Annotated in this window: 18 protein-coding genes; 12 read left to right on the forward strand and 6 right to left on the reverse strand. The window is 56.0% G+C overall.

Annotated elements, in window-relative coordinates; genetic code table 11:
* Positions 1-602: 602 nt before the first annotated feature.
* Together SH410x_RS12110 and SH410x_RS12115 are read right to left on the reverse strand one after the other, a co-directional pair.
* Entirely contained in the window at positions 603-1,115 is a 513-nt protein-coding gene (locus SH410x_RS12110; protein ID WP_473676748.1) for a hypothetical protein, read from the reverse strand.
* Complete coding sequence (locus SH410x_RS12115) at positions 1,112-1,396, reverse strand: type II toxin-antitoxin system TacA family antitoxin (RefSeq protein ID WP_473676749.1); 285 nt, start codon at positions 1,394-1,396, stop codon at positions 1,112-1,114. The genes SH410x_RS12110 and SH410x_RS12115 overlap by 4 nt, the downstream gene beginning before the upstream one ends.
* Positions 1,397-1,867: 471 nt before the next feature.
* Between SH410x_RS12115 and SH410x_RS12120 the strand changes: the two genes are divergently transcribed.
* Positions 1,868-3,019, forward strand: coding sequence for an ISAs1 family transposase (locus SH410x_RS12120; RefSeq protein ID WP_473669442.1), 1,152 nt, complete (start codon positions 1,868-1,870; stop codon positions 3,017-3,019).
* Between the two features lie 211 nt (positions 3,020-3,230).
* On the opposite strand, the gene SH410x_RS12125 is transcribed toward SH410x_RS12120, so the two are convergent.
* Positions 3,231-4,838: a sulfatase family protein gene (locus SH410x_RS12125; RefSeq protein ID WP_473676750.1), complete on the reverse strand. Its 1,608-nt coding sequence runs from the start codon at positions 4,836-4,838 to the stop codon at positions 3,231-3,233.
* On the reverse strand, positions 4,835-6,310 hold the full coding sequence (locus SH410x_RS12130) for a sulfatase (protein WP_473676751.1): 1,476 nt from the start codon (positions 6,308-6,310) through the stop codon (positions 4,835-4,837). Before SH410x_RS12130 ends, SH410x_RS12125 begins: the two co-directional genes overlap by 4 nt.
* 557 nt (positions 6,311-6,867) lie before the next feature.
* Here SH410x_RS12130 and SH410x_RS12135 point away from each other — a divergent pair.
* The 5 genes from SH410x_RS12135 to SH410x_RS12155 all read left to right on the forward strand — a co-directional run bounded on the left by SH410x_RS12135 (position 6,868) and on the right by SH410x_RS12155 (position 13,943).
* Complete coding sequence (locus tag SH410x_RS12135) at positions 6,868-7,920, forward strand: N-acetyltransferase DgcN family protein (protein ID WP_473676752.1); 1,053 nt, start codon at positions 6,868-6,870, stop codon at positions 7,918-7,920.
* Positions 7,920-8,957: a dipeptide epimerase gene (locus tag SH410x_RS12140; protein WP_473676753.1), complete on the forward strand. Its 1,038-nt coding sequence runs from the start codon at positions 7,920-7,922 to the stop codon at positions 8,955-8,957. The genes SH410x_RS12135 and SH410x_RS12140 overlap by 1 nt, the downstream gene beginning before the upstream one ends.
* A gap of 3 nt (positions 8,958-8,960) precedes the next feature.
* The gene (locus tag SH410x_RS12145; RefSeq protein ID WP_473676754.1) at positions 8,961-11,399 is read left to right on the forward strand and encodes a serine hydrolase; all 2,439 of its coding nucleotides are present in this window, start codon (positions 8,961-8,963) and stop codon (positions 11,397-11,399) included.
* Positions 11,400-11,631: 232 nt separating this feature from the next.
* Positions 11,632-12,549 carry a DUF1593 domain-containing protein gene (locus tag SH410x_RS12150; protein WP_473676755.1) on the forward strand — a complete coding sequence of 306 codons (918 nt, stop codon included), beginning with the start codon at positions 11,632-11,634 and terminating at the stop codon, positions 12,547-12,549.
* 236 nt (positions 12,550-12,785) lie between these two features.
* Positions 12,786-13,943, forward strand: a complete 1,158-nt coding sequence (locus tag SH410x_RS12155) for an AraC family transcriptional regulator (protein WP_473676756.1) — start codon at positions 12,786-12,788, stop codon at positions 13,941-13,943.
* 132 nt (positions 13,944-14,075) lie between these two features.
* On the opposite strand, the gene SH410x_RS12160 is transcribed toward SH410x_RS12155, so the two are convergent.
* Positions 14,076-14,216 (reverse strand): hypothetical protein, encoded by a 141-nt coding sequence (locus tag SH410x_RS12160; protein WP_473676757.1) that lies wholly within the window; start codon positions 14,214-14,216, stop codon positions 14,076-14,078.
* Here SH410x_RS12160 and SH410x_RS12165 point away from each other — a divergent pair.
* Together SH410x_RS12165 and SH410x_RS12170 are read left to right on the forward strand one after the other, a co-directional pair.
* Positions 14,215-16,584: a PSD1 and planctomycete cytochrome C domain-containing protein gene (locus tag SH410x_RS12165; protein WP_473676758.1), complete on the forward strand. Its 2,370-nt coding sequence runs from the start codon at positions 14,215-14,217 to the stop codon at positions 16,582-16,584. The two genes, SH410x_RS12160 and SH410x_RS12165, sit on opposite strands and share 2 nt — an antisense overlap.
* 10 nt (positions 16,585-16,594) lie before the next feature.
* Positions 16,595-18,034: a DUF1501 domain-containing protein gene (locus SH410x_RS12170; RefSeq protein WP_473676759.1), complete on the forward strand. Its 1,440-nt coding sequence runs from the start codon at positions 16,595-16,597 to the stop codon at positions 18,032-18,034.
* Between the two features lie 948 nt (positions 18,035-18,982).
* Here SH410x_RS12170 and SH410x_RS12175 read toward each other — a convergent pair.
* Complete coding sequence (locus SH410x_RS12175; RefSeq protein WP_473676760.1) at positions 18,983-19,828, reverse strand: helix-turn-helix domain-containing protein; 846 nt, start codon at positions 19,826-19,828, stop codon at positions 18,983-18,985.
* A gap of 108 nt (positions 19,829-19,936) precedes the next feature.
* On the opposite strand from SH410x_RS12175, the gene SH410x_RS12180 reads away from it, so the two are divergent.
* From SH410x_RS12180 to SH410x_RS12195, 4 genes are read left to right on the forward strand one after another with little or no spacing between them, the layout of a single operon-like run.
* Entirely contained in the window at positions 19,937-21,328 is a 1,392-nt protein-coding gene (locus SH410x_RS12180) for a pectate lyase family protein (RefSeq protein ID WP_473676761.1), read from the forward strand.
* 41 nt (positions 21,329-21,369) lie between these two features.
* Positions 21,370-22,794, forward strand: coding sequence for a DUF1593 domain-containing protein (locus SH410x_RS12185; RefSeq protein ID WP_473676762.1), 1,425 nt, complete (start codon positions 21,370-21,372; stop codon positions 22,792-22,794).
* A gap of 59 nt (positions 22,795-22,853) precedes the next feature.
* Complete coding sequence (locus tag SH410x_RS12190; protein ID WP_473676763.1) at positions 22,854-24,866, forward strand: aceric acid hydrolase; 2,013 nt, start codon at positions 22,854-22,856, stop codon at positions 24,864-24,866.
* Positions 24,867-24,903: 37 nt separating this feature from the next.
* On the forward strand, positions 24,904-25,929 hold the full coding sequence (locus tag SH410x_RS12195; RefSeq protein WP_473676764.1) for a pectate lyase family protein: 1,026 nt from the start codon (positions 24,904-24,906) through the stop codon (positions 25,927-25,929).
* Positions 25,930-25,959 lie beyond the last annotated feature (30 nt).

Raw genomic sequence — 25,959 nt, forward strand, 5'->3', positions numbered from 1 at the left:
CAGGTCGGATCCAATGGATTCCAGGCAGGCAACGAATCGTTGCTGATGAGTTAGGGGGGCCAGCAGAAGAAGACCGAGTCTCAAATTTCGGATCTCGATTCCGCTTGGAAACGAAGCCGCAACGGCATCTATCCGATAGCCCGAATACCTTGCGGATGGTCTTTCGCGAATGCTTGAGCGGCCGAGCGACTTCGCGGACGGACAGACCGTCGACGAGGACCATGCGGCGGATGAGTTCGAAATGTTCCAAAATGAACGCCTTGAGATTTCTCCGGAGCGTTGCTGTGGGTGAAGTTGAAAACTTCCCACAACAACTGATCCGGCGGCCTCAAGTCAGTCCCTTCCGCCTCCCCACCCCGCCATTTTGGTGAGCCCCTTTTCGGCTGCCACCCTGGTCCCCTTTCTGACTGCCATCTCCACCATGATGCTTTCCTTGAGAGAAACAGCACCTCTTCGAGGAGTTTGGCCTACCCCTGAGTGCGGGAAAGCTGATTTTGATGCTGGCAGCAATTTTCTTGAGAAGGTGCTATGTGCCTCTGAACTCTAAATACGCCGTTTTCTAGGAACGATGAGACGGCATTGAAAGCAGTGGATCGCGGGCTTCAGAGCTTCGAGGCGGTTGCCATGGGTAGAAACAACCGCGACTTCAATTTTGGAAGCAGTACGAAACCAAACTTTTGATAGAACGCCATGGCAGCTTCATCTTTGGCGTCGACAACGATCATCGCTGCCGCAATTTCGTCGGCGGATCGTACGCAACGCGAAAGTGCGTCGGCGAGCAGCAAGCTACCGATGCCTGGGAAGTTTTCATCGCGAGCTAACCGACCAATCAGGATTCCGGGAACTTGAGGATATCGCGGTAGACGTTTTGCCAATTCGTTGGGCAGCCCAATCAGTTCGACCGAGGTTGCACACAGCGTGTAGAAGCCTGCGATTCGATTTGGTGCGTCTTTCGGAAAAATGACGAAAACCGCTGCAGTCTTGCGTTTGACATCCTGGCTGGCAGATTGGCGCAAGTAATTGTCGAGAGCGTTGACGCCGCAGGTGAATTGCTTTCGATCGTGGTTCTTCGAGAGAGCTTCGCAGACGAAGTCACGCGACGGACGATCGCTCACCGGCTCGTCACCCGTTTGTGGTGATCTCGTGCAGCGGCACGCAGCGTTTTGTTGGGGGCCGCAGGTGCGAGAAGTGATTCAACGAGAGCTTTGCTTTGTTGTCGATCGAGTTTGATTTTTTCATGCTCATCGATCACCGCCCTCGCGGCCTGCTCAACATTGCCAAGCACAAACTCGGAGACCGTGCGGCCGACGTAAGCGGCCGCACGTTCGATCAGTTCTTTCTGTTCGGCCGAAACACGCGTCTCGATTCTTGCTGACTTGGTTTCCGCATTGACCATCACTGTTCTCCTGAGGCAGAATCGAATTGTACGGCACATTTCCGTACAGGGCAAGTCAATTACTCAACAACGATTGGCGTCACCCATGAACAGAAAAAACGCCCGCGGTGGATTCCTGCGCCACGGGCGTTTGGATGTGGGATATGCTTCCAGCTTGTCAATCCGACAGGTAATCCACTCGGGCCATCTTCGGCTGACCGTCTTAGAAAAGCAGGCGCATCCGACGGAAGGGTGGGTGAGAGTAGAGTGGACGGTTTTTTAAGGCATCACTCCTGTATCGAATCTGTTTTCAAAGAAGCGTCCCTGCCGAACGCATGTTCGGCAGGGACTGACAAGACCATTGGCGTACCCACGGCCAACGCGCACTTTGGGTTAAATAGGCAGCATGCGTCGAGTTGCGCTCGGCCGGTTTTTAGGTGATGATATGGGGGTGATTTGTTTGCTTCCCATCGCTTTCCAAAGTTCATCTCTATGGCCGAAATCCAGTTCGATAACGTCGATTCGATACTCACTTGTTTTGACGAACTCAACGACCCGCGTTCCCACGTTAATCGACTCCATATCTTCGGCGATCTACTCGTCATTTGTATCATGGCGGTCATTGCAGGAGCCGATGGACCGCAAGCAATCGGCATCTGGGCGGACACTAATCAAGCATGGTTGAAAAAGCATCTCAAACTCCCCAACGGTATTCCGTCTCACGATACCTTGGGACGCTTGCTTGCAGCCCTCAAGCCACTCGCATTTCAGAACTGTTTCCAGGCATGGATTCAAAAGGTTGCACCGTTGGAGGAAGATGCCGCTATGAATCAGATCGCGATTGACGGTAAGGCTCTCCGACGCAGCCACGATCGGTCAAAAGGACTGGGGCCTTTGTGGTTGGTTAGCGCCTGGGCAGTCGATCGCTCGATCAGCCTTGGGCAACTCGCCACGGAAGAGAAATCTAACGAAATCACTGCGATTCCTGAACTTCTGGACAATATTGAAATCAAGGGGGCGGTGGTCACGATCGACGCTGCAGGGTGTCAGCGAGAGATTGCTAAGAAGATCATTGATGGCGAAGGCGACTTTGTTCTTGCGCTCAAGGGCAACCAGGGAAAGCTGCATGACTCGGTACGGGACTATGTCACCAAGCATATGGAAAATGACTTCGCGGACATCAAGGTACGCCGCTACGCTGAGACTCTCAAAGGACACGGTCGTGTGGATGAAATCACCTACTACCATATGCGGGCTCCGAAGGAACTTGCGAACTTCGACAAATGGTCAGGATTACGTACGATAGGTGTCGCTATCCGGCAAAGTGAGAGTGGCTCAAAGTCCTCAACCGAGGTTCGATTCTTCATCGCTTCGATTGCACCGGGAGTAAAGAAGTTTGCTCGCTACGTACGCGGTCACTGGGCGATCGAGAACACGCTTCATTGGTGCCTCGATGTGACATTCCGCGAGGATGAAAATCGAGTCCGCGAGCGAAACACTGCGAACAATATGGCGTGGCTGAAACGCTTCGGTCTGAGCATGCTGAAGCAGCAAGACGACAAGTACAGCGTTGCGATGAGGCGACGAGTCGCTGGTTGGAACCTGGACTATCTCGCTAAAGTACTGGGAATTCCCGTGCTATAGTGTGCGTTTGCCGTGTTGGCGTACCATCGACCGGGATATCCCTTGCCAAGCCCGCACCTCTGCAGAGCTTCGCTCCGATTTTCCCGGCAGGCCCAGCCTCGTTCCCGGCAGGTCCAGCCTAACGCCGCCAATCCAATCGCACAAATAAATCATGGGACACTTGAGACAGTACTCCAAAACCTCCGACGCACGCTTCCGTCGGATGATCCCGTTATCGCCGTCTTGGTGGGGCAATGTAGTCCTCGGGATCGAAGTGGTGTGTTCTTCGGTTGGTCCATAAGTCTTCGTCGGTGTCGTTGTAGTGTTTCCGGGTTTCCCAGAAGAGCTTTTTCATTGACGCGAGTTTTGTCGCGTGAGTGGCGTCGTCTGCGAGATTGGTCATCTCTTGAGGATCGTTTTTGAGATCGTAGAGTTCCCACAGACTGGCTTCCTCGGTCGCATTCCGAGGCTGGTCAAAGTGGAGGAGTTTGTGGGTGTTGGTTCTGATCGCGCTGTGCTGGGCAACTCCGTGTCCTGGGTCGATGTAGCGATAGTAAATGGTTTTGCGCCAATCTTCCGGCGTGACACCACCACCTTTCAACAGCGGCATTAGGCTGATGCCATCGACCGCCCAGTCTGTCTTCACTCCAGCGGCGTCGAGGAGTGTCGGGGCATAATCGATGTTTTGGACCATGGCTGCAGATCGGCTACCTGGTTCGACCATCCCGGGCCAGCGAACGATGAGGGGCATTTTGAGAGATTCTTCATACGCCCACCGCTTGTCGAACCAGCCGTGTTCTCCGAGATAGAATCCTTGGTCGGCGCAGTAAACCACGATTGTGTTTTCGCTGAGGTTTAGCGAATCCAGCTTGTCGAGGACTCTGCCAACATTGCGGTCAACACCTGCAACGCAGCGAAGGTAATTCTTCATGTAACGTTGGTATTTCCATCGAACCAGTTCCTTTCCTGTCGGCGGGTTGGCTAAGAACGCGGCGTTCTCGCTTTCGAATGCCGCCAGGTAGGCTTTGCGTTGCTCCGCGGTCAGTCGGCCCAACACACTCTTGGCTTGATCGTCTTCGAACAGCATCAGGTCCGACCCCATCCTCATATCACTGTCGATTCCCATTTTGTGATTCGAGGCAGCAACGCGACCTTCGTAGTTGTCAAAGAGAGAAGTTGGTTCGGGAAATGTGATGTCCCGATAGAGCTGCAGCTCTTGGATGCTGGGCTTCCAATTCCGGTGCGGTGCCTTGTGCTGGATCAACAGAGCGAACGGCTTGGTTTCGTCACGGTTCTCGAGCCAGTCCAACGCGACATCTGTGACAATGTCCGTCGAGTGCCCTTCGATCTGACGACTGCCCTTGGGGCCATGGAGTTTCGGATTGTAGTAGTTGCCCTGGCCGCTGAAGACTTCCCATGCGTCAAAACCCTGTGGCTTCGTTTTCATGTGCCACTTCCCGAATACGGCCGTGGAATAGCCACTCTGATTTAGTTTCTTGGGCCAGGTGGGACTGTCGGGGGCCAACGCTCCGCCAAGGTTGACGATTCCGTTTTTGTGACTGTGCCAACCCGTCATCACAGTTGCCCGAGATGGAGTGCAGATGCTGTTTCCGCAAAAACTATTCTCGAAGAGCATTCCCTCTTTGGCCAGACGATCCAAGTTCGGCGTCGGGGGGAGCTCCAATCCATCGTTGTAGGCCGAGATGGCTTGAGTGGTCAGGTCATCGCTGAAGAGAAAGACGATGTTGGGGCGTTCTTCGTCAGCGTTCGCGAATTCAGCGTTCACGAAGTTAGGTGCGATGAGAGCCGCCAACAGGAGGATTCGAGCTGCGAGAGTCATTTTAGGTGCAATTTGGAAAGAGGTTTTGCTGGGGCGCGGCCGATTGCTGCTTTGTCGAGTTGGGCGTCGAGTCCGGATTGCATGCGTTTCCGCGTGCCCTCGTGCTCCTGATCATCCGCGAGATTGGTGATTTGCCCTGGGTCGCGCCGCATGTCGTAGAGCTCTTCAGATCCGTCATGGTAACGCATGTAGGCCCAGTTTTTGGTGCGCCAAGCATATCCATTGGAGAAGGACAATGCTCCATCCTTGACGTTGACGGTGGGGTCTTTCAGGACGGGCACGAGGCTGAGGCCTTGGACGTCTTCGGGCACAGCCACTCCGGCAAGTTCCGAGAGCGTCGGATACAGATCGACCAATTCGGCGATCGAATCGGTCCGGCCGGCGTTGTATCCGGGGGCCGAGATGATCAGCGGGACGCGTGTCACTTCTTCGTGGGCGTTTGACTTCTGCCAGAATGAGTGGTCTCCCAGGTGATAGCCATGGTCGCTGGTGAAGACCACCGCCGTGCATTCACGCAACCCAAGTCGGTCGAGTTCCTCGAGGATGCGGCCGACTTGGTCATCCATGAAGGTGATCGACGCGTAGTAGGCCGCCCACATGCGTTTCTGATTGTCGGGATACTGATCGATCCCGTGCTTCGCCGAACGGCTTGCCGTTTGCCCCAATTTCGGGATGTCAGCGAGGTCGTTTTCGACCTGCTCGGGCACCTGCATGTCCTGCCAGGGATAGGGATCAAAATACTGCTGTGGCGCCACCATCGGGTAGTGTGGACGAACGAATCCCGCGGCAATGAAGAAGGGGTCGCCGCCGTGCTCACGCAACAGCTCAATGGTTTTGCTGGCGGTCTTATGGTCCGGTTGGTCCGAACCGTCTCCCTCATAGCTCACCGTGACAAACATGCGGTGCGGCATCTTGGTTGACTGCCGGCCCTCGAGGGCGTCGGTGAAAATATTGAGATTCAGGCAAGCATAGTCTCCGGGTGTGTGTGCCTCGTCGCCTTGTGAATTGAAGCGTTCGGTCCAGCACTCGGCGACATCGACTCCGTGGGTCCCCGCAATAATGTCGCCGGGCACTTTCATGTGGAAAATTTTCCCGACCCGGGCGGAGTAGAAACCATGCTTCCTGAAGTTTTCCCCGAGCGTTCGCTTCCCACTGCCCTGATAGCGACTGAACATGAACGAGGTGCGTGACGGCAAGCACCATGTTCCCTGACAATAGCTATGCGTAAAGAGCAATCCTTGGCTGGCCAGTTTGTCGATGTTGGGCGTCTTGCAGAATTGATCGCCATAGCACCCCAGGGTATTCGCCCGCAGGTCGTCGGACACGATCAAGAGCACATTCTTGATTGGCGGTGCCGCGTCCTGAGCCCGATCCTGTGCCGCCAGCGAAGTGTCTGTGTGAAAGCATACGCACGCCAAGCATGCCAGCAGTTGGATCGCTCGTTTGCTGCCAGGAGTGTGCTGTTTGGACATGGGATTGATTGCGTCGCAGCGATTGTTTGGGGGGAGTGGCATCATCATGAGCGGCTTTAAAATCATATCACAAGCGAAATCGTTCCGCTGGTTGCGAGGATTCGTTTGCGTCTCAAGACGTTCGGAGGAAGTTATTCGGCGTCACTCGTTGAATCGCTTGGGCAACCGTTGGCGACGCCCGCAGCGCCCCCATCACTCCCTCGCCATTGCAGCCTCGCGGGGCGCGTCGCTTGGCTTGCGAGCCGCGGGGACAAGTCAGCATTTGCCGCCCCTCTTCGTTTCCGATTCGGCAAACCGCCTCGACAACCGTCAGCGCCCCCCGCGATCGTCCGTTTTGGCGGGCACACCGACGTGACGACTGCTGGGATGTTTGATTTCGCAACAGGTCGCCATCCGAAGAACGATCCGTGCGTGCGCAATATGATAATGGAATTGCGCGTTTGCGCACTGCACTGCGGCGAGTATCGGGGTAAAATTCTCGCTCCGCTCCATTCCTTCCTTGCCCACCGCGTCCTTCTCCGACGCCGCGGGAATCATCCAAGTGCGACTCAGCAAAAATGACTTCGAACGAAACTCTCAAAAACTATCGACGCATTGTGCTGCTGACGGACGGCCATTCAACACCCTTTCTCGCCAAGACAGCAATCAGCCTGCTGCGCTATCGCCGCGAAGACATCGCTGCGGTGCTCGATACTGAGCTTGCGGGCAAGGACGCCCATGAAGTGTTTGCGACCGGCGAAGGTATTCCGATCGTCGATTCGATCATCCCTGAAGCCGATTCGATTTTCATCGGCATTGCCCCGCCTGGTGGAGAACTACCGGGGAATTGGCGTCCGATTCTGAAACAGGCGTTGGCACGCGGGATCGATATTGTGTCTGGTTTGCACGAGTTTCTCGGGGATGACGCGGAACTGAGGGCGCTCGCCGCCGCTTCGGGTAGCGAACTGATCGATGTGCGGCGAAACACCGAAAAAGCGACTGCGACGGCCGCTGCGTTTCGCGATGGCTGCTTGCGAATTCACACCGTTGGCCATGACTGCAGCGTCGGAAAGATGGTCGTCACGTTGGAAGTTGAGCGAGAACTACTGCGAAGAAACCGCGATGCTCAGTTCCTCGCGACCGGGCAGACCGGCATCATGATTGCGGGCGACGGCGTGCCGATCGACTGTGTCGTGGCAGACTTTGTCAATGGATCGGCCGAGGCATTAGTGCGTCGGAACGAACATCACGATGTTCTGCTGATCGAAGGGCAGGGTTGCATATCCCACCCAAGTTTTTCAGCGGTCACGCTGGGTTTGCTGCATGGCTCCGCCCCCCACGGCTTGATCTTCTGCTACGAATCGGGTCGCGAAGAAGTCAAGGGATTGGACAAGGTGTCGTTGTTGCCGACGAGGCGTTTGATTGAGGCATACGAAATGGCCGCGTCGCTCCGGCAGCCCTGCAAAGTGATCGGAATTGCGATGAACGGGCGTAAGTTGTCGGCCGACGAAGCCGCCGCCGAACGTGAACGTGTCTCAGCCGAATTTCGTTTGCCGGTTTGCGACGTGTATCGGGACGGGGCCGCGCCACTGGCTGATGCAGTGGAACGTCTTCGAGAGGAGTTGTGCTGATGAAGTTGCGATTGCATCGATACGATCTACCGCTCGAGTTTGAGTTCACCATCTCCCGAGGGTCAATCAACACACAGTCTTCACTGGTCGTTGAACTGGAGCACAACGGGCGCCGTGGTTTCGGCGAGGCGACGGCCAATGAGTACTACGAACACACCGTGGACTCCATGACAGAATCGATTCTGGCCTGTCGGGAGACGATTGAATCTTTCGAGTTCGGCAAACCCGAGCAGTTGTGGCAGGCCCTGCAGCCCTCATTCGTCGCAGACTCCTTCGCGTTATCGGCAGTCGATTTAGCAGCGTACGATTTATTCGGCAAACACAGCGGACAGCGAACGTTTGAAGCGATGGGGCTGGAGTGGAAGAACATCCCAGAGTCGAGTTACACGATCGGAATCGACGAACCGGAGAGGATGATCGCTAAGTTGGAGTCGCGTCCGAATTGGAGCATTTATAAGATCAAGCTTGGTTCCCGGCACGATGTCGAGATCATTCGCATCCTGCGAGAAAAGACAGCCGCGATTCTGCGTGTGGATGCGAATTGCGGTTGGACAGTGGACGAAACCATTTCCAACTCACACGCCCTGAAGGATCTGGGCGTTGAGTTTATTGAACAACCGCTACCCGCCGACTCGTCGCGGGAGCAGCATCAGCGTGTCCATCAAGAGTCGGCACTACCGATCATTGCCGACGAAAATTGTCTGGTCGAAGCGGATGTCGTAAAATGTGCCGGGCTTTTCCATGGTATCAATGTCAAACTCTGTAAGTGCGGTGGACTGACTCCTGGACTGAGAATGCTGCGGCAGGCACGCGAATTGGGATTGAAAACAATGGTAGGCTGCATGGTCGAAAGCTCCGTGGGGATCTCCGGCGCCGCACAACTTTTGCCGCTACTCGACTACGCGGACTTGGACGGAGCTGAACTGATTTCCAAAGACATCGCGACGGGAGTCGTTGTTGATAACGGCCGCATCCGGTTCGCACCGGGTTTTGGCAGCGGCGTTGAACTGAAAAACAAGCACAACGAGAGAACATAAGTCATGAGAGTCATCCGAATTCTGCTCCGCGTCACACTGCTTGTTGGGCTGGCTCCTGCTGCGGTGATGGGGCAGTCAGCAGCGACCAACACTGCGCGTCATGCTCCGGCTGAGCCAGGGGGCCAGGCCGCGAAACCGTTGCAGCACGATTTCGCGCCCGCGATCGAGAAGCTGAAGGCGGCTGTGCAATATGAGGTCGCCGAAAAAGACCTGCCGGCGTTTTCAATCGCGATGGTCGATGGAAATGAGATCGTATGGGCCGACGGATTCGGCTTTCAGGATGCTGAGAAAGCGATCCCAGCGACGGCGCAAACGGTCTATCGCGTCGGTTCGATCTCGAAGCTGTTCACGGATATCGCCGTCGTGCAGCTTGCCGAAGAACACAAGCTCGATCTGGACGCGCCGATCCAAAAATATCTTCCCGACTATCAACCGAAGAATCCATTTGGCGTTCCGCAAACACTTCGGCAGATGATGACGCATCGCAGCGGACTGGTACGCGAATCACCGGTCGGCAACTACTTTGATCCAGACGAACCATCGCTTGCAGAAACCGTTGCGAGTTTGAATCGAACTGAGTTGGTGTATCGGCCCGAGACGAAGACGAAATACTCCAATGCGGCCATTGCCGTCGTCGGTGCGGTCCTCGAACGACAGCTGGATGTATCGCACCCTCAACGCGTCAGTCAGTCGATCCTCGATCCACTGGGAATGAAGAGCAGCAGTTTTGTCATCACACCGGAAATTGCTCCGAACCTTGCCACGGGCTGGATGTGGACGTACGACGACCGCCGCTTCGAAGCGCCGACGTTCCTGCTCGGTACAGGACCAGCTGGAAATCTGTATTCGAGTGTCATCGACCTGTCGAAATTCTTGACGTGTCTGTTTAACGATGGTCGTACGTCAAACGGGCGGATTTTGAAAGCAGAAACGCTCGCTGAAATGATGTCGCCCCGCAAAGATACCAAGGGGAAATCGGTGGGATACGGACTGGGATTTCGCATCGGGGACTTGGACGGTCATCCCAAGGTTGGACACGGCGGCGCGGTTTATGGGTTTTCAACTCAGTTGGAAGCATTGCCGGAACGCAAGTTGGGTGTCGCGGCTGCGTCGTCGCTCGATGCATCCAACGGAGTGGTCAGCCGCCTGGCCGATTTCGCACTGCGGCTGATGCTCGCCACCCAAGATGGCAAAGCGCTGCCGGACTACCGCAGCACAATCGCGGTTCCGGCGGAGCGAGTTCCTCGTCTGCTGGGAACGTACCGTGAGGTTGATGCGGAGACGAACGAGAAAGCCGATGGCAAACGCTTCGCACAAATTTCGCAACTGAACGGCAGAGTGATGTTGCAGCGTGGTTCGTTCCGCCATGACTTGCGTGCGACGGTCGATGACGGCTCTCTCATCATCGACGACGTCATTGGCTCGGGCACCCCTGTAAGGCTCGCAGGCGATGATCGCATTCAAGTTGGCGACGTGACGTTCACGCGTCTTCCCAATGAACCTCCCAAATCAATCCCCGACCGTTGGCGTGGGTTGATCGGCGAGTACGGCTGGGACCATAACACACTGTACATTTTGGAAGACCATGGCCAGCTGTACGCATTGATTGAGTGGTTCTATTGCTACCCGCTGACGGAGGTTAGTGAGAACGTTTTCAAGTTCCCCGACTACGGTTTGTATCTCGGGGAAGGGCTGGAATTCGCTCGCGGCTCTGACGGCCGCGCGACCGAGGTCAACGCTGCGGAAGTTGTTTTCAAACGGAGAGAGGTTGGTACGCGGGACGGGGAAACTTTCAAAATCTCGCCCGTGAAACCAATCGACGAATTGCGAGCCAACGCCAGGGCAGCAAGTCCGCCTCCCGAACACGGCGACTACCGCACCGCGAATCTGGCAGAGTTAGTGGAGCTGGATCCCACGATTAAACTGAGCATTCGTTATGCGACGACGAACAACTTCATGGGAGCTGTCTTTTACGAGCAACCCAAAGCCTTCATGCAACGACCAGCAGCGGAGGCGGTTGTTCGAGCAAACGCCCAGCTCAAGAAGCGAGGACTCGGTCTGTTGGTGTACGATGCCTACCGACCATGGCACGTGACGAAGATGTTTTGGGATGCGACGCCCAGCGACTTGAAAAACTTCGTTGCCAACCCGGCCGACGGTTCGCGTCACAACCGGGGCTGTGCGGTCGACTTGACACTGTATGATCTCACGACGGGAAAGCCCATTGAAATGGTTGCTGGCTACGACGAATTTTCGCCACGATCATTCCCGATGTACCCCGGCGGAACCTCGCGACAACGCTGGTACCGTGAATTGCTTCGTCAAACGATGGAGGCCGAAGGCTTCACGGTTTACGAATTTGAGTGGTGGCACTTTGATTTTAACGACTGGAAGAAATATCGGATTGGCAATGTGACATTTGAAGAAATTGGCAAGCCATGAAGCGTTCCCATTTTTCTGCTTGGAAGATACTCACATGAAAACCGTCTCACTTAGCAACGCGGGATCAATAACTGGCGTAGTGGATCTTGTTAGAGATCCCTCCAGAACAGGATCTTTAACAAAATTCACTGCGGTAAACCCGTCACTTATTGTTTTTGATGTCCTTGCCGTTCTGCTGGTTATCGCAATTGGTTGTAGCCGGGCGGTCAGCGCCTCACCGCCTGGCGGCGCGTTGGACAGCGATCGTCGTGTCGATCCCAACCGCGACAAACCACGTGTGATTGTTTCGACCGATATTGGCGGATCGGACCCGGACGACTTTCAATCGCTGGTACATCTGCTGATGTACGCCGACGTTATCGATGTGGAGGGGTTGATTTCATCGCCGCCGAACGCGGGGCGTGTGAAAGACGTTCGGGAAGTGATCGATGCCTATGCGAGCGATTACGCGAGATTGAAACGGCACTCGAAAGACTACCCCACTCCGAATGCGTTACGCATTGTGACGAAGCAGGGCGCTGTCGATAAGTCACCGCAGGACGGTTGGGGCGAGCCAACGGAGGGTTCGCGATGGATCGTCCAGCGAGCGCAGGCAGCTGATAAACGGCCGTTGTGGATTCTCGTTTGGGGCAGCATCACGGATGTTGCCCAGGCGGTCCATGACGAGCCTTCGATAAAAGGCAATGTCCGGGTGTATTCGATTGGCTCATGGAATACCAAGCTCGACTCTGCAGCCCGCGATTACCTGTTCAACAAGCATGTTGATTTGTGGTGGATTGAGAGCGACACCACGTTTCGAGGCATGTACATGGGCGGAATGCAAGACGGCGAGTGGGGCAATGACCGTTTCGTTCAACGGCATGTGAAGGGGCACGGATCTCTCGGCGATCTTTTCGTCAAGAAGAAAGGTGACATCAAAATGGGGGACACACCTTCACTGCTGTACCTGCTTCGAGGCAACGCCGACGACCCTACCGCGCCGCATTGGGGCGGCGCGTTCGTCAAGACTGATCATGGGGAACACTTTTGGACCGACAATCCGGATCAACGACTATCGATCAACAAACGGGCCGGCGCGAAAACCGTCAGCGACTGGCGTCGTGAGTATCTTGAAGACTGGAAACGGCGGATGGATCGAGTGATTGAGTGAAAGCGATCAGTCTGCCCCTCAGCGAGGCAGCTGTTCGCGATCGTTACCCCCTGGTGTCTTCGGCTCTGATCGCGGCGACTCCCGGTCGCTCGTGCTGAGAAGCGATGTCTAATAAACAGCAGTTTCTATTGAGCTATACGCAAGGAGGGGGATCTCGTGCGTGCGCAGCCGCGCACTTGTGTTATTCTACTGCGCATGGATGATTTCGTTCTGGACCGTTTTCTGGATCATGGACCGTGACAACCACCAACCGACCCCAGCATGTTGGCATTCTCGTTGAGACAGACGATTCTTGGGGTCGGAATGTCGTCGAGGCCGTTTGTCGGTTTGGCCGTTCAAGCGGTTGGACGGTTCTCATTTCACCTCGTGACTCGCAAGGTCGCTTGCGGTTGCCCAAGGTCTGGAACGGCGATGGCATTATCGCTTCGTTGCGAACCGCATCATCTGTCCGCCATGTCAAGAACCTGCACCTGCCTGTCGTTGATGTCGGCATCATGGTTCCCAAATATGAATGGTTGGCACGGGTCGCTACCGACGACGCTGCTCGCGGCAAGATGGCGTTTGAGCATCTTCGTGATCGGGGCCTCACCCACTTTGCATGCTACGCGCCCCCGATCGGACGTTATTCGGACGTGCGATCTACGGGCTTTGCAGACGCGGTAGCTGCGGGCGGATACCGATGTGCGATGTACGAGGCGACCCGCGACGACCCGGCCGGTTGGTTGACGAACTATTCCAACGTGCGTCGCTGGCTGGCGACTCTCCCACGCCCGCTCGGAGTTTTTGCCGCTGACCCATATCCGGCGCGACAACTTGTCGAGATCTGTGCGGTTGAATCGATTCGAATCCCCGACGAAGTGGCCGTGCTGTCCGGAGACGATGATGAGTTGCTGTGCAATGTGGCTTCACCTCAAATCTCGGCGGTCGAACTGGCAAGTCACCGGATCGGTGAAACGGCAGCGCAGATATTGGAGCAAATGATCAATGGCGGAGCCACGGCGACAGAAGCAACACTGATCCCACCGCTGCGAGTGCGAGGTCGGCATTCGACAGATATCCTTGCCATGTCGGACGACGATATCGCAGAGGTCCTCCGGTACATCCGCGATCAGGCTCCATTGGGCATCACGGTTGCCAATTTGTTAAAAACGTTTCCGATTTCGCGAAGAAGACTCGAACAGCGATTTCGCGCGGAACTCAATCGCAGCCCAGCCGAAGAGATTCGTCGCGTGCGGATGGCTCATGCCAGTCGGTTATTGCTGGATTCGGACAAACCCGTTGCCACGATTGCTGCGGAAGCCGGGTTCGCGACGGGGGCGTCGATGTCTCAGGCCTTTCGCCAGCATTTTGGCACCACACCGGGCGAGTACCGACGCCGAAACGGCGCGAAGTAGGTGGGCTGAGATCAAAAATCGAAATTGATTTGCGCATATGCGAATTGCCGCTCGTCTCAAATCAGTTAGCCTGATACCGGTTATTATGGCCACTGCGGCGAAAGCCGGTCGCTGGGCCTCGTCCAAACACACTCACCGGGCGGAGATAATGCAGTGATCAAAGATTCGTTTGCCGTTCGGTTCACCGAGACCCTCGGTACGTTGCACCGTGGCATTGGAAATCGTGACGCTATGTTGTCTTCCGCCTTCGTCCCCTTCACAGCGAATAGACATGAAGGTCCTGCCTTTGACTTTTCCGTTTAACGATCGCTGCACGTTCATGGCAATCTGCCTTGGATGGTTCAGCAGCATTGCCTTCACGCAAGACACCAACCCCATTCCTCAGAAGAGTGATTCCGACCCGAAGTCGCAAGAGACATCCTCTGAGCCCGTTGACTTTGTTGGTGAGATCGAGCCGATTCTTCGAGACAACTGCTACGAGTGCCACTCAGGGACCACCGAAGAGGGTGGCCTGAACCTGGGCATCAAAGCCAAAGCGCTCAAGGGAGGAGACAGTGATACGGCGATTGTTGCGGGCAAGAGCAAGGAGAGTTTGCTTATTGAACTAGTATCCGGAGTCGACGAAGATCGTTTGATGCCGCCCGAAGGAAATAGGCGGCTTACCGACACGCAAGTCAGCCTGCTCCGCGCCTGGATCGATCAAGGCGCAACATGGCCTGATGGCGCGGACGTCGCTGATCCAAAGTTGGATCGAGCCAAAACACACTGGGCGTTTCAACGACTCGGGCCCGTCGATCGACCGTCGCGGCAGACGGACGACCATTGGTCGAAGGGACCGATCGACTCATTCGTGATGCAGCGGCTCAACGACGTTGGCGTCCGACCCTCGCAACCAGCCGATGCACGAACGCTGGTGCGACGATTGTATTTTGATCTGATCGGGTTACCTCCGACTCTGGAACAAGTCCGTCAATTCACGACCGCTCATTCAAAGGATCCCGACTCAGCCGTTGAGAATCTTGTGGACCATCTGCTGGCGTCGCCCCGCTATGGCGAGCGTTGGGGCAGGCACTGGCTGGACGTGGCTCGTTATGCCGACAGCGATGGACAAGAAGCCGATATGGACCGTCCGCATGCGTATACGTATCGCGATTTTGTGATTCAAGCTTTCAACGACGACATGCCGTACGACCAGTTCGTGCGTTGGCAGATTGCCGGTGATGAATTCGAGCCGGAGAATGACGCTGCGGTCTCAGCCACTGGTTTTCTGACGTCCGGGCCAGCCTTCAAGTTGCCCGATTCGTTTCTCGAAAGCGAACGTCTGGCGAATCGGTACAACGAGATGGACGATGTGATCTCAACATTGGGTTCGGGGTTCTTAGGAATCACCGTTGCGTGTGCTCGCTGTCACGATCACAAATACGACGCGTTTTCGGCGAAAGAGTATTACCAGTTGATGGGCGTCTTTCACAGCGGCGACCGTGTGACGGCCAAATTGCCCAGTGGAAAGGAAGCATTCGTCTTTCAGGACTTTGACAGCCAACGTCGAACGACCTGGTTGTTTCGCCGCAGCGACGTGTACGATCGAGAAATCGAAGTCGACATCGGGTTTCCTGCGATGCTGTCATCCGGCGCAGATGCAAATGAATACTGGCAGAAAGCCAAGGAAGCGTACAGCAAGATTGGCGAAGCGAAGAGCACGTTGCAACGTCGCGCTCTCGCCGATTGGATCACCGACACGGAGCAGGGCGGCGGAGCACTGTTGGCTCGGGTTATTGTCAACCGAGTTTGGCACCATCACTTTGGCAAGGGCCTCGTGCGCACAACAAGTGACTTTGGCGTTCAAGGCGACGAGCCCTCGCATCCCATGTTGCTCGAATACCTAACAAACGAGTTCATTGATAGCGGCTGGAAAATCAAATCGCTGCACCGACGAATACTCACTAGTGCAGTGTGGCAGCAGGCCAGCACGCGCGGTGCGGCGGACCAGCGGGGCTCGGAGCAGGATCCGGCCAACAATTTGCTGTGGCGGATGACTCCGCTGCGTCTGGAGGCCGAAGCGATGCGTGACGCGATGTTGGCGGTTAGCGAAACGCTGAACCTGGAAGCGGGTGGGCCTGGATTCAAGCCTTACATCTCTCCCGAGGCGAACCTCGCCAGAAACATCCAGGGCGAGGGCTATCCCAAAGACGCCAAGGACGACGCGACCACCCGGCGGCGCAGCGTCTACATGTTCCACAAACGTCTCATTCCTTATCCGATGTTTCAGGCGTTCGATCGCCCGGACCTGATGACCACATGTGCTCGCCGGCAAAACACCACAGTGGCACCCCAAGCTATGGTGATCCTGAACGATCGCCTGGTTCGCACCGTTGCTGGCGACTTTGCAAAGTTGCTGGTTCAGAAGCAAACGGGGAAATCGAAGGCGGGCGAGTTCGAACTCAAGCCGATCATTGAACTGGCTTTTGAAACCTCGTTCGCCCGCTTGCCGACACCCCGGGAAATTGAAACCTCGATGCAATTTATCGAGGCACAGACCAATGTACGAACCGCGCGAGCGGAACAAGATGCACGCATCGAAGCGCTGACGGACTTTTGTCAGTCGCTGTTCGGACTGAATGAATTCATCTACGTCAATTGAGTGAGCTGACATGACTAAAAATTCACGGTTGTTCCCCTGCGGTCGCGTTGCGAACTTGCTCAGTCGGCGAGAGTGGCTTTGCCGAGCGGGCGCTGGAGCAGGGATGATTGGCATGGCCAATCTAATGGCAGAGCAGAATCTTTTGGCCGCGCCGCAATCGGAAGGTCCATCCGATCCTGTCACGTCGCTGCTTCCGCGCCCAGGCCATTTTCCCGCCAAAGCAAAGTCGGTGATTTGGCTGTTCATGGAGGGTGCTCCGAGTGCTGTCGACATGTTCGACCACAAGCCTGAGCTCGACAAACGGGATGGCGATACGACTGATATCCAGGCTTTCTTTGGCAATCCTGGACCGTTAATGAAGTCGCCGTTTTCCTTCCGGCGATATGGCGAATGCGGACAGTGGGTTTGCGACAAGTACACCAACGTCGCCAAACATGTCGACAAGATGGCATTCGTCAAATCGTGCTACAGCGAATCGAATGATCACGTCCCAGCGATCTACCAGATCAACAGTGGTCTGCCGCGTCCGGGGTTTCCTACCGCCGGGGCATGGGCGACGTATGGCTTGGGCAGCGAAAACCAGGATTTACCTGGCTACGTGGTGATGGGCAACACGCAGGGAGCCAAAGGCGGTCCACATAACTGGGGGGCTGGCTTCCTGCCTTCGACATTCCAGGGAACGCTTTTCCGGTCCCAGGGCGCTCCGGTCCTGAATCTCAGCCGGCAACCGAACGTTACCAAGCAAGACCAACGTGCGCAGCTGGATTTGATGGCCAAACTGAACGACGAACACATGCGGTTGCATACCCGCGACGCCGAGTTCGCAAACCGCATGCAATCATTTGAGTTGGCGTTTCGCATGCAGAAAGAGGCCACCGAAGTCGTGGATCTTTCGCGAGAGACGCCCGCAATGCATAAGCTGTACGGGGTCGACCAACCAAGATCCCAGTCGTTTGGATCGAAGTGCTTGATGGCAAGGCGACTTGTCGAAAGCGGTGTTCGATTCGTGCAGGTTTACAGCGACGGCGAGTGGGACGCCCACGACAACCTGGAGGAGAACCACACGCATCATTGTGCGGCTACGGACGTTCCCGTAGCCGGTCTGCTGGCGGACTTGGAACAACGCGGACTGCTCGACTCCACGCTTGTGATTTGGGGTGGCGAGTTTGGTCGCATGCCGATTTCGCAAAACGGCAAGGGACGCGATCACAATCCGAAAGGCTTTATGCAGTGGATGGCCGGTGCCGGTATCAAGGGAGGCGTCAGTTACGGTGAGACAGACGAGATCGGCTACGAGGCCGTTGAGAATCCCGTCAGCGTGAACGATCTTCACGCCACCATTCTTCACCTTCTCGGACTCGACCACGAGCGGCTGACGTACTCCCATAACGGCCGCAGCTACCGTCTAACCGATGTCGCCGGCGAGGTGATCCAGGAGATTCTGTCCTAGCGGGCTGTTGAGCTAGCCGAAGTTTGACCGGCACCGGTGAGCTGAATGCTGTACGGAGCCGCGTACCGCGAGCCACCCGGCCGCTTACGCGACTCGGCTCAACGGGTTGGAAGTCACCCGGCCGCTTACGCGACTCGGCTCAACGGGTTGGAAGTCACCCGGCCGCTTACGCGACTCGGCTCAACGGGTTGGAAGTCACCCGGCCGCTTACGCGACTCGGCTCAACGGGTTGGAAGTCACCCGGCCGCTTACGCGACTCGGCTCAACGGGTTGGAAGTCACCCGGCCGCTTACGCGACTCGGCTCAACGAGTTGGAAGTCACCCGGCCGCTTACGCGACTCGGCTCAAAGAGTTGGAAGTCACCCGGCCGCTTACGCGACTCGGCTCAAAGAGTTGGAAGTCACCCGGCCGCTTACGCGACTCGGCTCAACGGGTTGGAAGTCACCCGGCCGCTTACGCGACTCGGCTCAACGGGTTGGAAGTCACGCGGCCGCTTACGCGACTCCGCTCAACGGGTTGGAAGTCACCCGGCCGATTGACCCGACCGAATCAACGTGAAACGACGACGATCTCGATGCCGCTACTAAGCAGGTTCGGGAATGTGTTTCGGTCTATTGGCCGTTTTGGCGTCAGACTCGGTTCTAACCGGGGCTAACGCTGGCCCCCTAAATCTTTGGGGTTGACGCCATTATCCTGCCTTGCATTTTGATTCCAAGCGAAGCAAACCCGTCCCAGTCTCCCCTCTGCCCCACGAAGCGTGGGAGAGAGGGGAGACTGGACAATTGGGTCTGGACTTCAGGAGGCGGAGATGCAGAAGAAAACTTGCGCAATGCAAAAGCATTGCAACCCCAAAGGTTTAGCGGTCCAGGCTAACGTGCAAACGGCTAATCGGGTTATGCGGAATAAATAACCCGAACCTGCTAGCAACCGGCTAGAGCATTCTGTCGGTTAGGATGATGGTTGACGTGGAGTTGTTGGATGGTGCGCTTTACGAAATTCCCGCGGAGCACAGCCACAACCTGCTTTGAATGCTTCGTTGAATCGGCTGAGACTTTGGAAACCCGAGTCGAGAGCGACATTCAGGATCGCGTCGTCGGTTGTGACCAGCAGACGTTGAGCGTGGGAGATGCGGTGCTGGATGATGAATGCCGTCATCGTGGTACCAAACGTCTCACGGAACAGAGTCATCGCGTAGTTGGCATGGACGCCTGTTGCTTCGGCGATGGATTGAGAGGTTAGCGGTTGTTGGTAGTTCCTCGCGATGTAACAGGCGATTTGATCAGCCCGAGTCAATGCGGCCATCGAGGTCGTGACGGCCCCGTCGGTCATCCCGTGAGCGAATCGCAAGATTCGAGCCTGTACTTCCAAACGAGCGGCACGCTGTAGCACTCGGTCGTCGGTCTTGAGGTCCTGCTCCCAACGCCGAAAGGCCATTTCCTCCCACGGGTACTCAATGAGATCGACCAGGAACTCTCCCTGCAGGATGCGATTGACGAGACTCAAGTCGAGTCCTGCCCGCAAGAAATCACTCAACGGTAGCGTCACGACGAAGTATGGGGCATCCCCATTAATCTCAACGATCTGATGCGGAATCGCCGCCCAGAAAATGCCGAGTCTCCCGGCCTCGAGCGTTGTCCGATTGCCGCCTAGCAGGTACGTCAGCGAACCGGATGTGAGCAGGTTTAATTCGATCTCGTTGTGCCGGTCCGGACGCGACATACGAGTCGGCGTCCACTGCTCGCAGGCGAAACCGTAGGGCGAGAACTCGAGGCGTTTCGTATCGAATTGCTTCATGGATCTTAGGATACCGTGAACAACGTACCCAGAACAGGGAGAGTCCTCGCAATGTTTAGCGTATTCTATTCCAACTGCAGTCAGGCTTTCACATTACAGAACGATTTCATGCACAAACCATCCTTGATCACTGTGGCAATACTCTGTCTCTGCCAGGCCCCCGCTTTCGCCCAGAGTCAACTGGCGTTCCCGAGCGCGGAAGGGTATGGCAAGCATACCTTGGGTGGTCGCGGTGGCGCAGTTTACGAAGTGACAAACCTCAACGATTCGGGCGAGGGCAGTCTGCGGGCAGCGGTCGAAGCCCAAGGACCACGAACGGTTGTCTTCCGAGTTTCGGGGACGATCACGCTGGCAAGTAACTTGGACATTAGGAATCCCTTCATCACCGTGGCCGGGCAAACGGCACCCGGTGCCGGCATCTGCATTGCGAAGTACCCGCTGATGATTCGCGCCGATGAAGTCATCATCAGGCATATCCGCGTTCGGTTCGGAGACGAGGCCGGCAAAGATGCCGATGCAATCTCATGCCGCTACAACAAGAACATCATCATCGACCACGTATCGGCAAGCTGGAGTGTCGATGAGACGATGTCGATTTACCATTGCGAGAACGTCACGGTTCAATGGTGTTTGATTTCCGAGAGCATGTTTCACACCAACACCGGAAAAGGCTCGCATGGTTTTGGGGGCATTTGGGGCTCAAACAATAGCACCCACCACCACAACCTGCTGGCGCATCATTCCAGTCGGAATCCGCGTTTTGCGTCCGGGTGTGGCAACACAGACTATCGAAACAACGTCGTCTACAACTGGGGTTACAACAGTTGCTACGGAGGCGAGAAGCAGCAGAAGGGGGCTCCCGAGTTCGCGTTCTCCAACATCAACATGGTGGCAAACTTCTACAAGCCCGGACCCGCGACGGCGCCTGGTGATGTTTCCCATCGACTTGCCAGTCCGTCCACCCGCGACGGAGCGGCCGACTACGGAAAGTGGTTCATTGCTGACAACGTCGTCGTGGGCAATGACGATGTTACTGCGGACAACTGGAATGGTGGCGTGCAGGTCGGCGAGTCCGCCATCTCGGGGCTCAGGCTCACCGAGCCCTGGCCTGCGATGGCGATCAACCAGCAGACTGCGGAAGCAGCCTACGTGTCTGTACTCGAGAACGCGGGAGCCACGCTCCCGAAACGCGACGCGGTCGACGCCCGCATTGTTGAGGAAACTCGCCAGGGCACAGCGACCTATGAAGGGGCCTCTTACAAACGAGAGAAGAAGGTTTCCGATGACTCGCAGAAGAGCGGCATCATTGATTCACAGAGAGACGTCGGCGGATGGCCGGAACTGAAAAGCACTCCGGCGCCCGCCGATACCGATCACGATGGCATGCCGGACCAATGGGAAACCACGCACGGGCTTGATCCGCAGGATGCGGCCGACCGAAACAAACTGGCCGACAATGGCTACACGATGTTGGAAGTATACCTGAACAGCATCGATTGAATCATTCAACGTTCCATTCCAACATCGCTAACGGCAACCTCATGAGAAACTCGCTTGCCCATATCCTGCTGCTTGCTGCATTCGCATTCAGTTCGACAATCGCGTCAGCGGACAAGCCGCGTGTGATTGTCACGAGCGATGGTGAAATCGATGACGAATGTTCGCTGGTTCGATTCCTGCTCTACGCGAATGAATTCGACATCGAGGGAATCATCACGTCCAGTTCGCAGTATCATGCTCACGGCCACAAGTGGGCCGGAGACGACTGGGCGCGGCCCTATTTGGAGGCGTATTCCAAAGTCTATCCGAACCTTGTCAAGCACGACCCTCGCTACCCCACTCCCGCGTTTCTTCAGTCCCGCACGCTGCTGGGTAACGTGAAGTCGGAAGGGGAAATGGACGAGGTCACCGCAGGTTCCAAGCGGATTGTCGAGGTGTTACTGGACGAGTCGGACGAACGCCCTGTCTGGATCCAGGCCTGGGGCGGAACCAACACAATCGCACGTGCACTGGCAACGATCGAGCAGCAGCACCCGGAGAAAATGGCTGACGTTGCAAAGAAGATCCGCTTCTATTTCATCTGGGAGCAAGATGAGACTTACCAGAACTACATCCGGCCACGCTGGGGCAAGTACAACATTCCGACCATCATTTCCGATCAGTTCATCGCCCTGTTCTATCACTGGAAGAAGTATATCCCGGCTGACCATCAGGCATATCTTGTCGGATCATGGATGCAGGACAACATTCTGGAAGACCACGGCCCGCTGTGTTCTCTGTATAAGGCGCATGCGAAGGGCGACAAAGGATTCAACGAAGGCGATTTTCGGTCCGAAGGTGATTCGCCTGCATTCTTCTACAACATCCCCAACGGTCTACGCAGTGATGAATCGCCTGACTGGGGTGGCTGGGGCGGACGTTTTGTCAAGGTCCGCGAAAATACGTGGCTCGATCCGGTAGTCGAACCCGGCTATCAATATCCCGCGGGTCGCTGGTACACGAATTCGGCTTGGGGCCGAGAGCGGCTCAAGCAGGCAAATCCTAACGATGTCGAATTGATTGCTTACCTCAAACCACAGTGGCGGTGGATCGGCTCGCTGCAAAACGATTTTGCCGCACGAGCCGACTGGTGTGTGACAGGATTCAGCGAAGCCAACCACGCACCCCTCGTCAAAGTAGACGGCGAATGGACCCGGGACGTGAAGCCGGGCGAAACGGTGAAGCTATCCGGCACTGCAACGGATCCCGATGGCGACCGACTGACGTTCCGCTGGTGGCAGTACAGCGAAGCGGATTCTGCGGTGGCGACGGTTACCATCGCCGGAAGTGATTCGGCGAACGCAGCCAGCTATGTCGTGCCAGATGAACCCGGCAAGCAAGTTCACATCATTCTTGAAGTGACTGACGACGGCACACCATCACTGGTTGGCTATCAACGCGTTGTCTGCAACATCAAAGGCAACTGAATACCTCCGTGGCGTAGACTGCCCGGGTGCGAATACGTCGCAGCAAGGACGACTAATCTATGAGATGCATACCACTGATACTGTTCGCCTTTTTTGGCTGCTGGGTCGCGCAGAAAGCGTCGGCGCAGGCAGTTCAGGCTAGCCCGTATCGCAAGGTTGAGTCCCTTCGGCTTGCCGCAGTGCAGTGGACGGACGGTTTCTGGAAACAGCGTCTGGACACGTGCCGCGACAAAACCGTCCCGGCGATGTGGGAGATCATGCGGGGAACGACGTACAAGCCGTACCTAGAACATTTTCGCATCGCCGCTGGATTGTCTGAAGGTCGATATCGGGGCGCACCCTTCAATGATGGCGACTTCTATAAATGGATGGAGGCCGTCTGTGCTCTGCAGGCATCTGGACCTAACCCCGAATGGGACAGACGCCTCGATGAAATCATTGCGATCATCGGCAGCGCACAGCGAGTGGACGGTTACCTTCATACCCCCGTGCTGATTGCCAACCGCAACGGCGACATGGCAGTCAAGCCGTTTGGTGATCGGTTCAACTTTGAGATGTACAACATGGGCCACCTGATGACGGCAGCTTGCGTGCATCATGATGTGACCGGGAAGGACAGTTTTCTGACCATCGCTCGAATGGCGGCCGACTTTCTTGAAGAAGCCTATCGCAATCCGACACCTGAACAGGCGGGGCACGCAATCTGTCCCTCACACTACATGGGGCTGCTTGATCTCTATCGAGCGACTGGTGAAACCCGCTATCGGGATCTGGCGGAGCGATTGATTCAGATGCGAGACAATATCGTCGACGGTGGGGATGACAATCAGGACCGTCTGCCCTTCATGCGGCAGAAGGAGGCGGTCGGTCATGCGGTCCGAGCGACCTATCTCTATGCAGGAATCGCTGACCTGTATGCCGAAACCGGCGATATCGAATTGTGGAAGCCGCTGACTACGATTTGGACCAATTTGGTTGAGAAGAAGCTCTACATCACCGGCGGCTGCGGTGCCCTTTACGATGGTGCTTCGCCTGACGGATCCAAGCACCAGGCCACCATCACGCGAGTTCATCAGGCATTCGGACGCAACTACCAGCTTCCCAACGCGACCGCGCACAACGAAACCTGCGCAAATATCGGCAATGTGCTCTGGAACTGGCGAATGTTTCTCGCCAGCGGTGAGGCACAGCACATCGATGTGATGGAGCTCGCGCTTTACAACTCTGTCCTGTCCGGAGTAAGCCTGGACGGGACGGAGTTCTTTTACACCAACCCGTTGCGAGTATCGGACGACGCCCCCGTGGACCTGCGTTGGTCCCGAACGCGAGTGCCGTTTGTGACGTCGTTCTGTTGCCCGCCCAATCTCGCACGCGTGATTGCGGAGGTCGGCGGCTACGCCTACGGAAAATCCGATAATTCGATCTGGGTCAATCTCTACGGAAGCAATACGCTCGACACGAGGCTGGACAATGGCAGGCGAGTTCAGTTGGAACAGCGGACCGAGTATCCATGGGACGGCAAGGTTCAAATTATCGTCGCCGATTGTGATGCGGAACCGATGGAAGTCAAACTACGGATTCCCGGTTGGGCGACGTCGGCAACGCTCAAAATCAACGGTGAACCTGACGCGACGCAGTTGTGCCCCGGAACCTACGCTTCGCTTGAACGCCTCTGGCAACCGGGAACCGTGATCGAGCTGAATCTGGAGATGTCGGCGCAGCTCATCGAATCACATCCTTTGGTCGAGGAAACCCGCAATCACCTTGCCGTCAAACGCGGCCCTATCGTGTACTGCTTGGAGTCTATCGATCTTCCCACAGGGACATCGCTAGCTGACGTGCGAATTCCGGCCGACATCAAGCTGCAGGCGCAGTACGACGCGAATCGACTCGGTGGTGCCAGTCTCCTCGTAGGCAACGCGATCGCTACGAAAACGGGCGATTGGCAGGACAAACTTTATCGAGAGTTCAAGACACCTGACGCAACTCCAATCCCGGTCAGGCTCATCCCGTACTACACGTGGTCGAATCGGGGTGCGTCCGAAATGTCAGTCTGGCTGCCATATGAGTAGCCGATTCGGCTCACACGTTTCCACGAAAAGGTACCCCATGAAGATATCATGTCGTCGATACGACTTCGGCTCTCTGAGAGCAGTTCTCGTCGCCGCAATCCTGCTCAGTTCGAGTCCGGTACTACAAGCAGAACCCGGCATCGACGCGAGTCCGTTAGTTGGGTGGGCTGCGGTCAGCGGTAACGGAGTGAAGACGACAACCGGCGGCAGCGATGGAGACGTTATTACCGTCCGCTCGATTGATGCCCTGAAGAAAGCCGCGTCGAGCGACAAGCCGCTGGTTATTCGGATTGAAGGGACGCTTACCGGCGGAGGCAAACTCAGTATCGCATCGAACAAGACACTGATTGGAGTTGGCTCCGACGCAACTCTGAAGAAAACGGAACTCAACATGAGTGACGTTTCTAATATCATCATCCGCAATCTCACGATCACGGGCGCCCGCGACGCGATCGCCATGCGGAGAACGCACCATGTGTGGGTCGATCATTGTGACCTGTCCGCCTGCGACGATGGTTTACTCGACATTACCAATCAATCTGACTACGTCACCGTTTCGTGGACACGATTTTCCAAACATCACAAAACGATGCTGATCAACAGTGGAACATCGCAACCCGAAGATGAAGGCACTTTGAACACCACGGTACATCATTGTTGGTTCGATGGGGCCGACACCCGTAATCCACGGGTTGGCTATGGAAAAGTTCACGTGTTCAATTGTCTTTACACCGCCAATGAATATGGCATTGGCCTGCATTCACATTGTCTTGTACTGGCAGAACGCAACTACTTTCAAAATTCCAACGATCCGATAAAGCAAATGTATCGTGAGGACCCAACCGACATCCATCACGGATTCTGTGAGTCCATCGATAATATTTTCGAGAGCTGCCAAGGCGCGCAGGATGATGAGGGTAAGAGTTTCCTCCCGACGGATTCCTACCAGTACGACTTCGCACTGGATTCGGTTGCCGACGTTCCGGGCATCGTGAAATCCGGAGCTGGGCCAGCCAAGCAATTTGACACCGTTCGACCGCTGCGCAGCGGTGATGCCAGATAGACGATCTCTTTCGGATGACAAACACACAAA

This window comes from Rhodopirellula sp. SH410, from assembly GCF_055811895.1.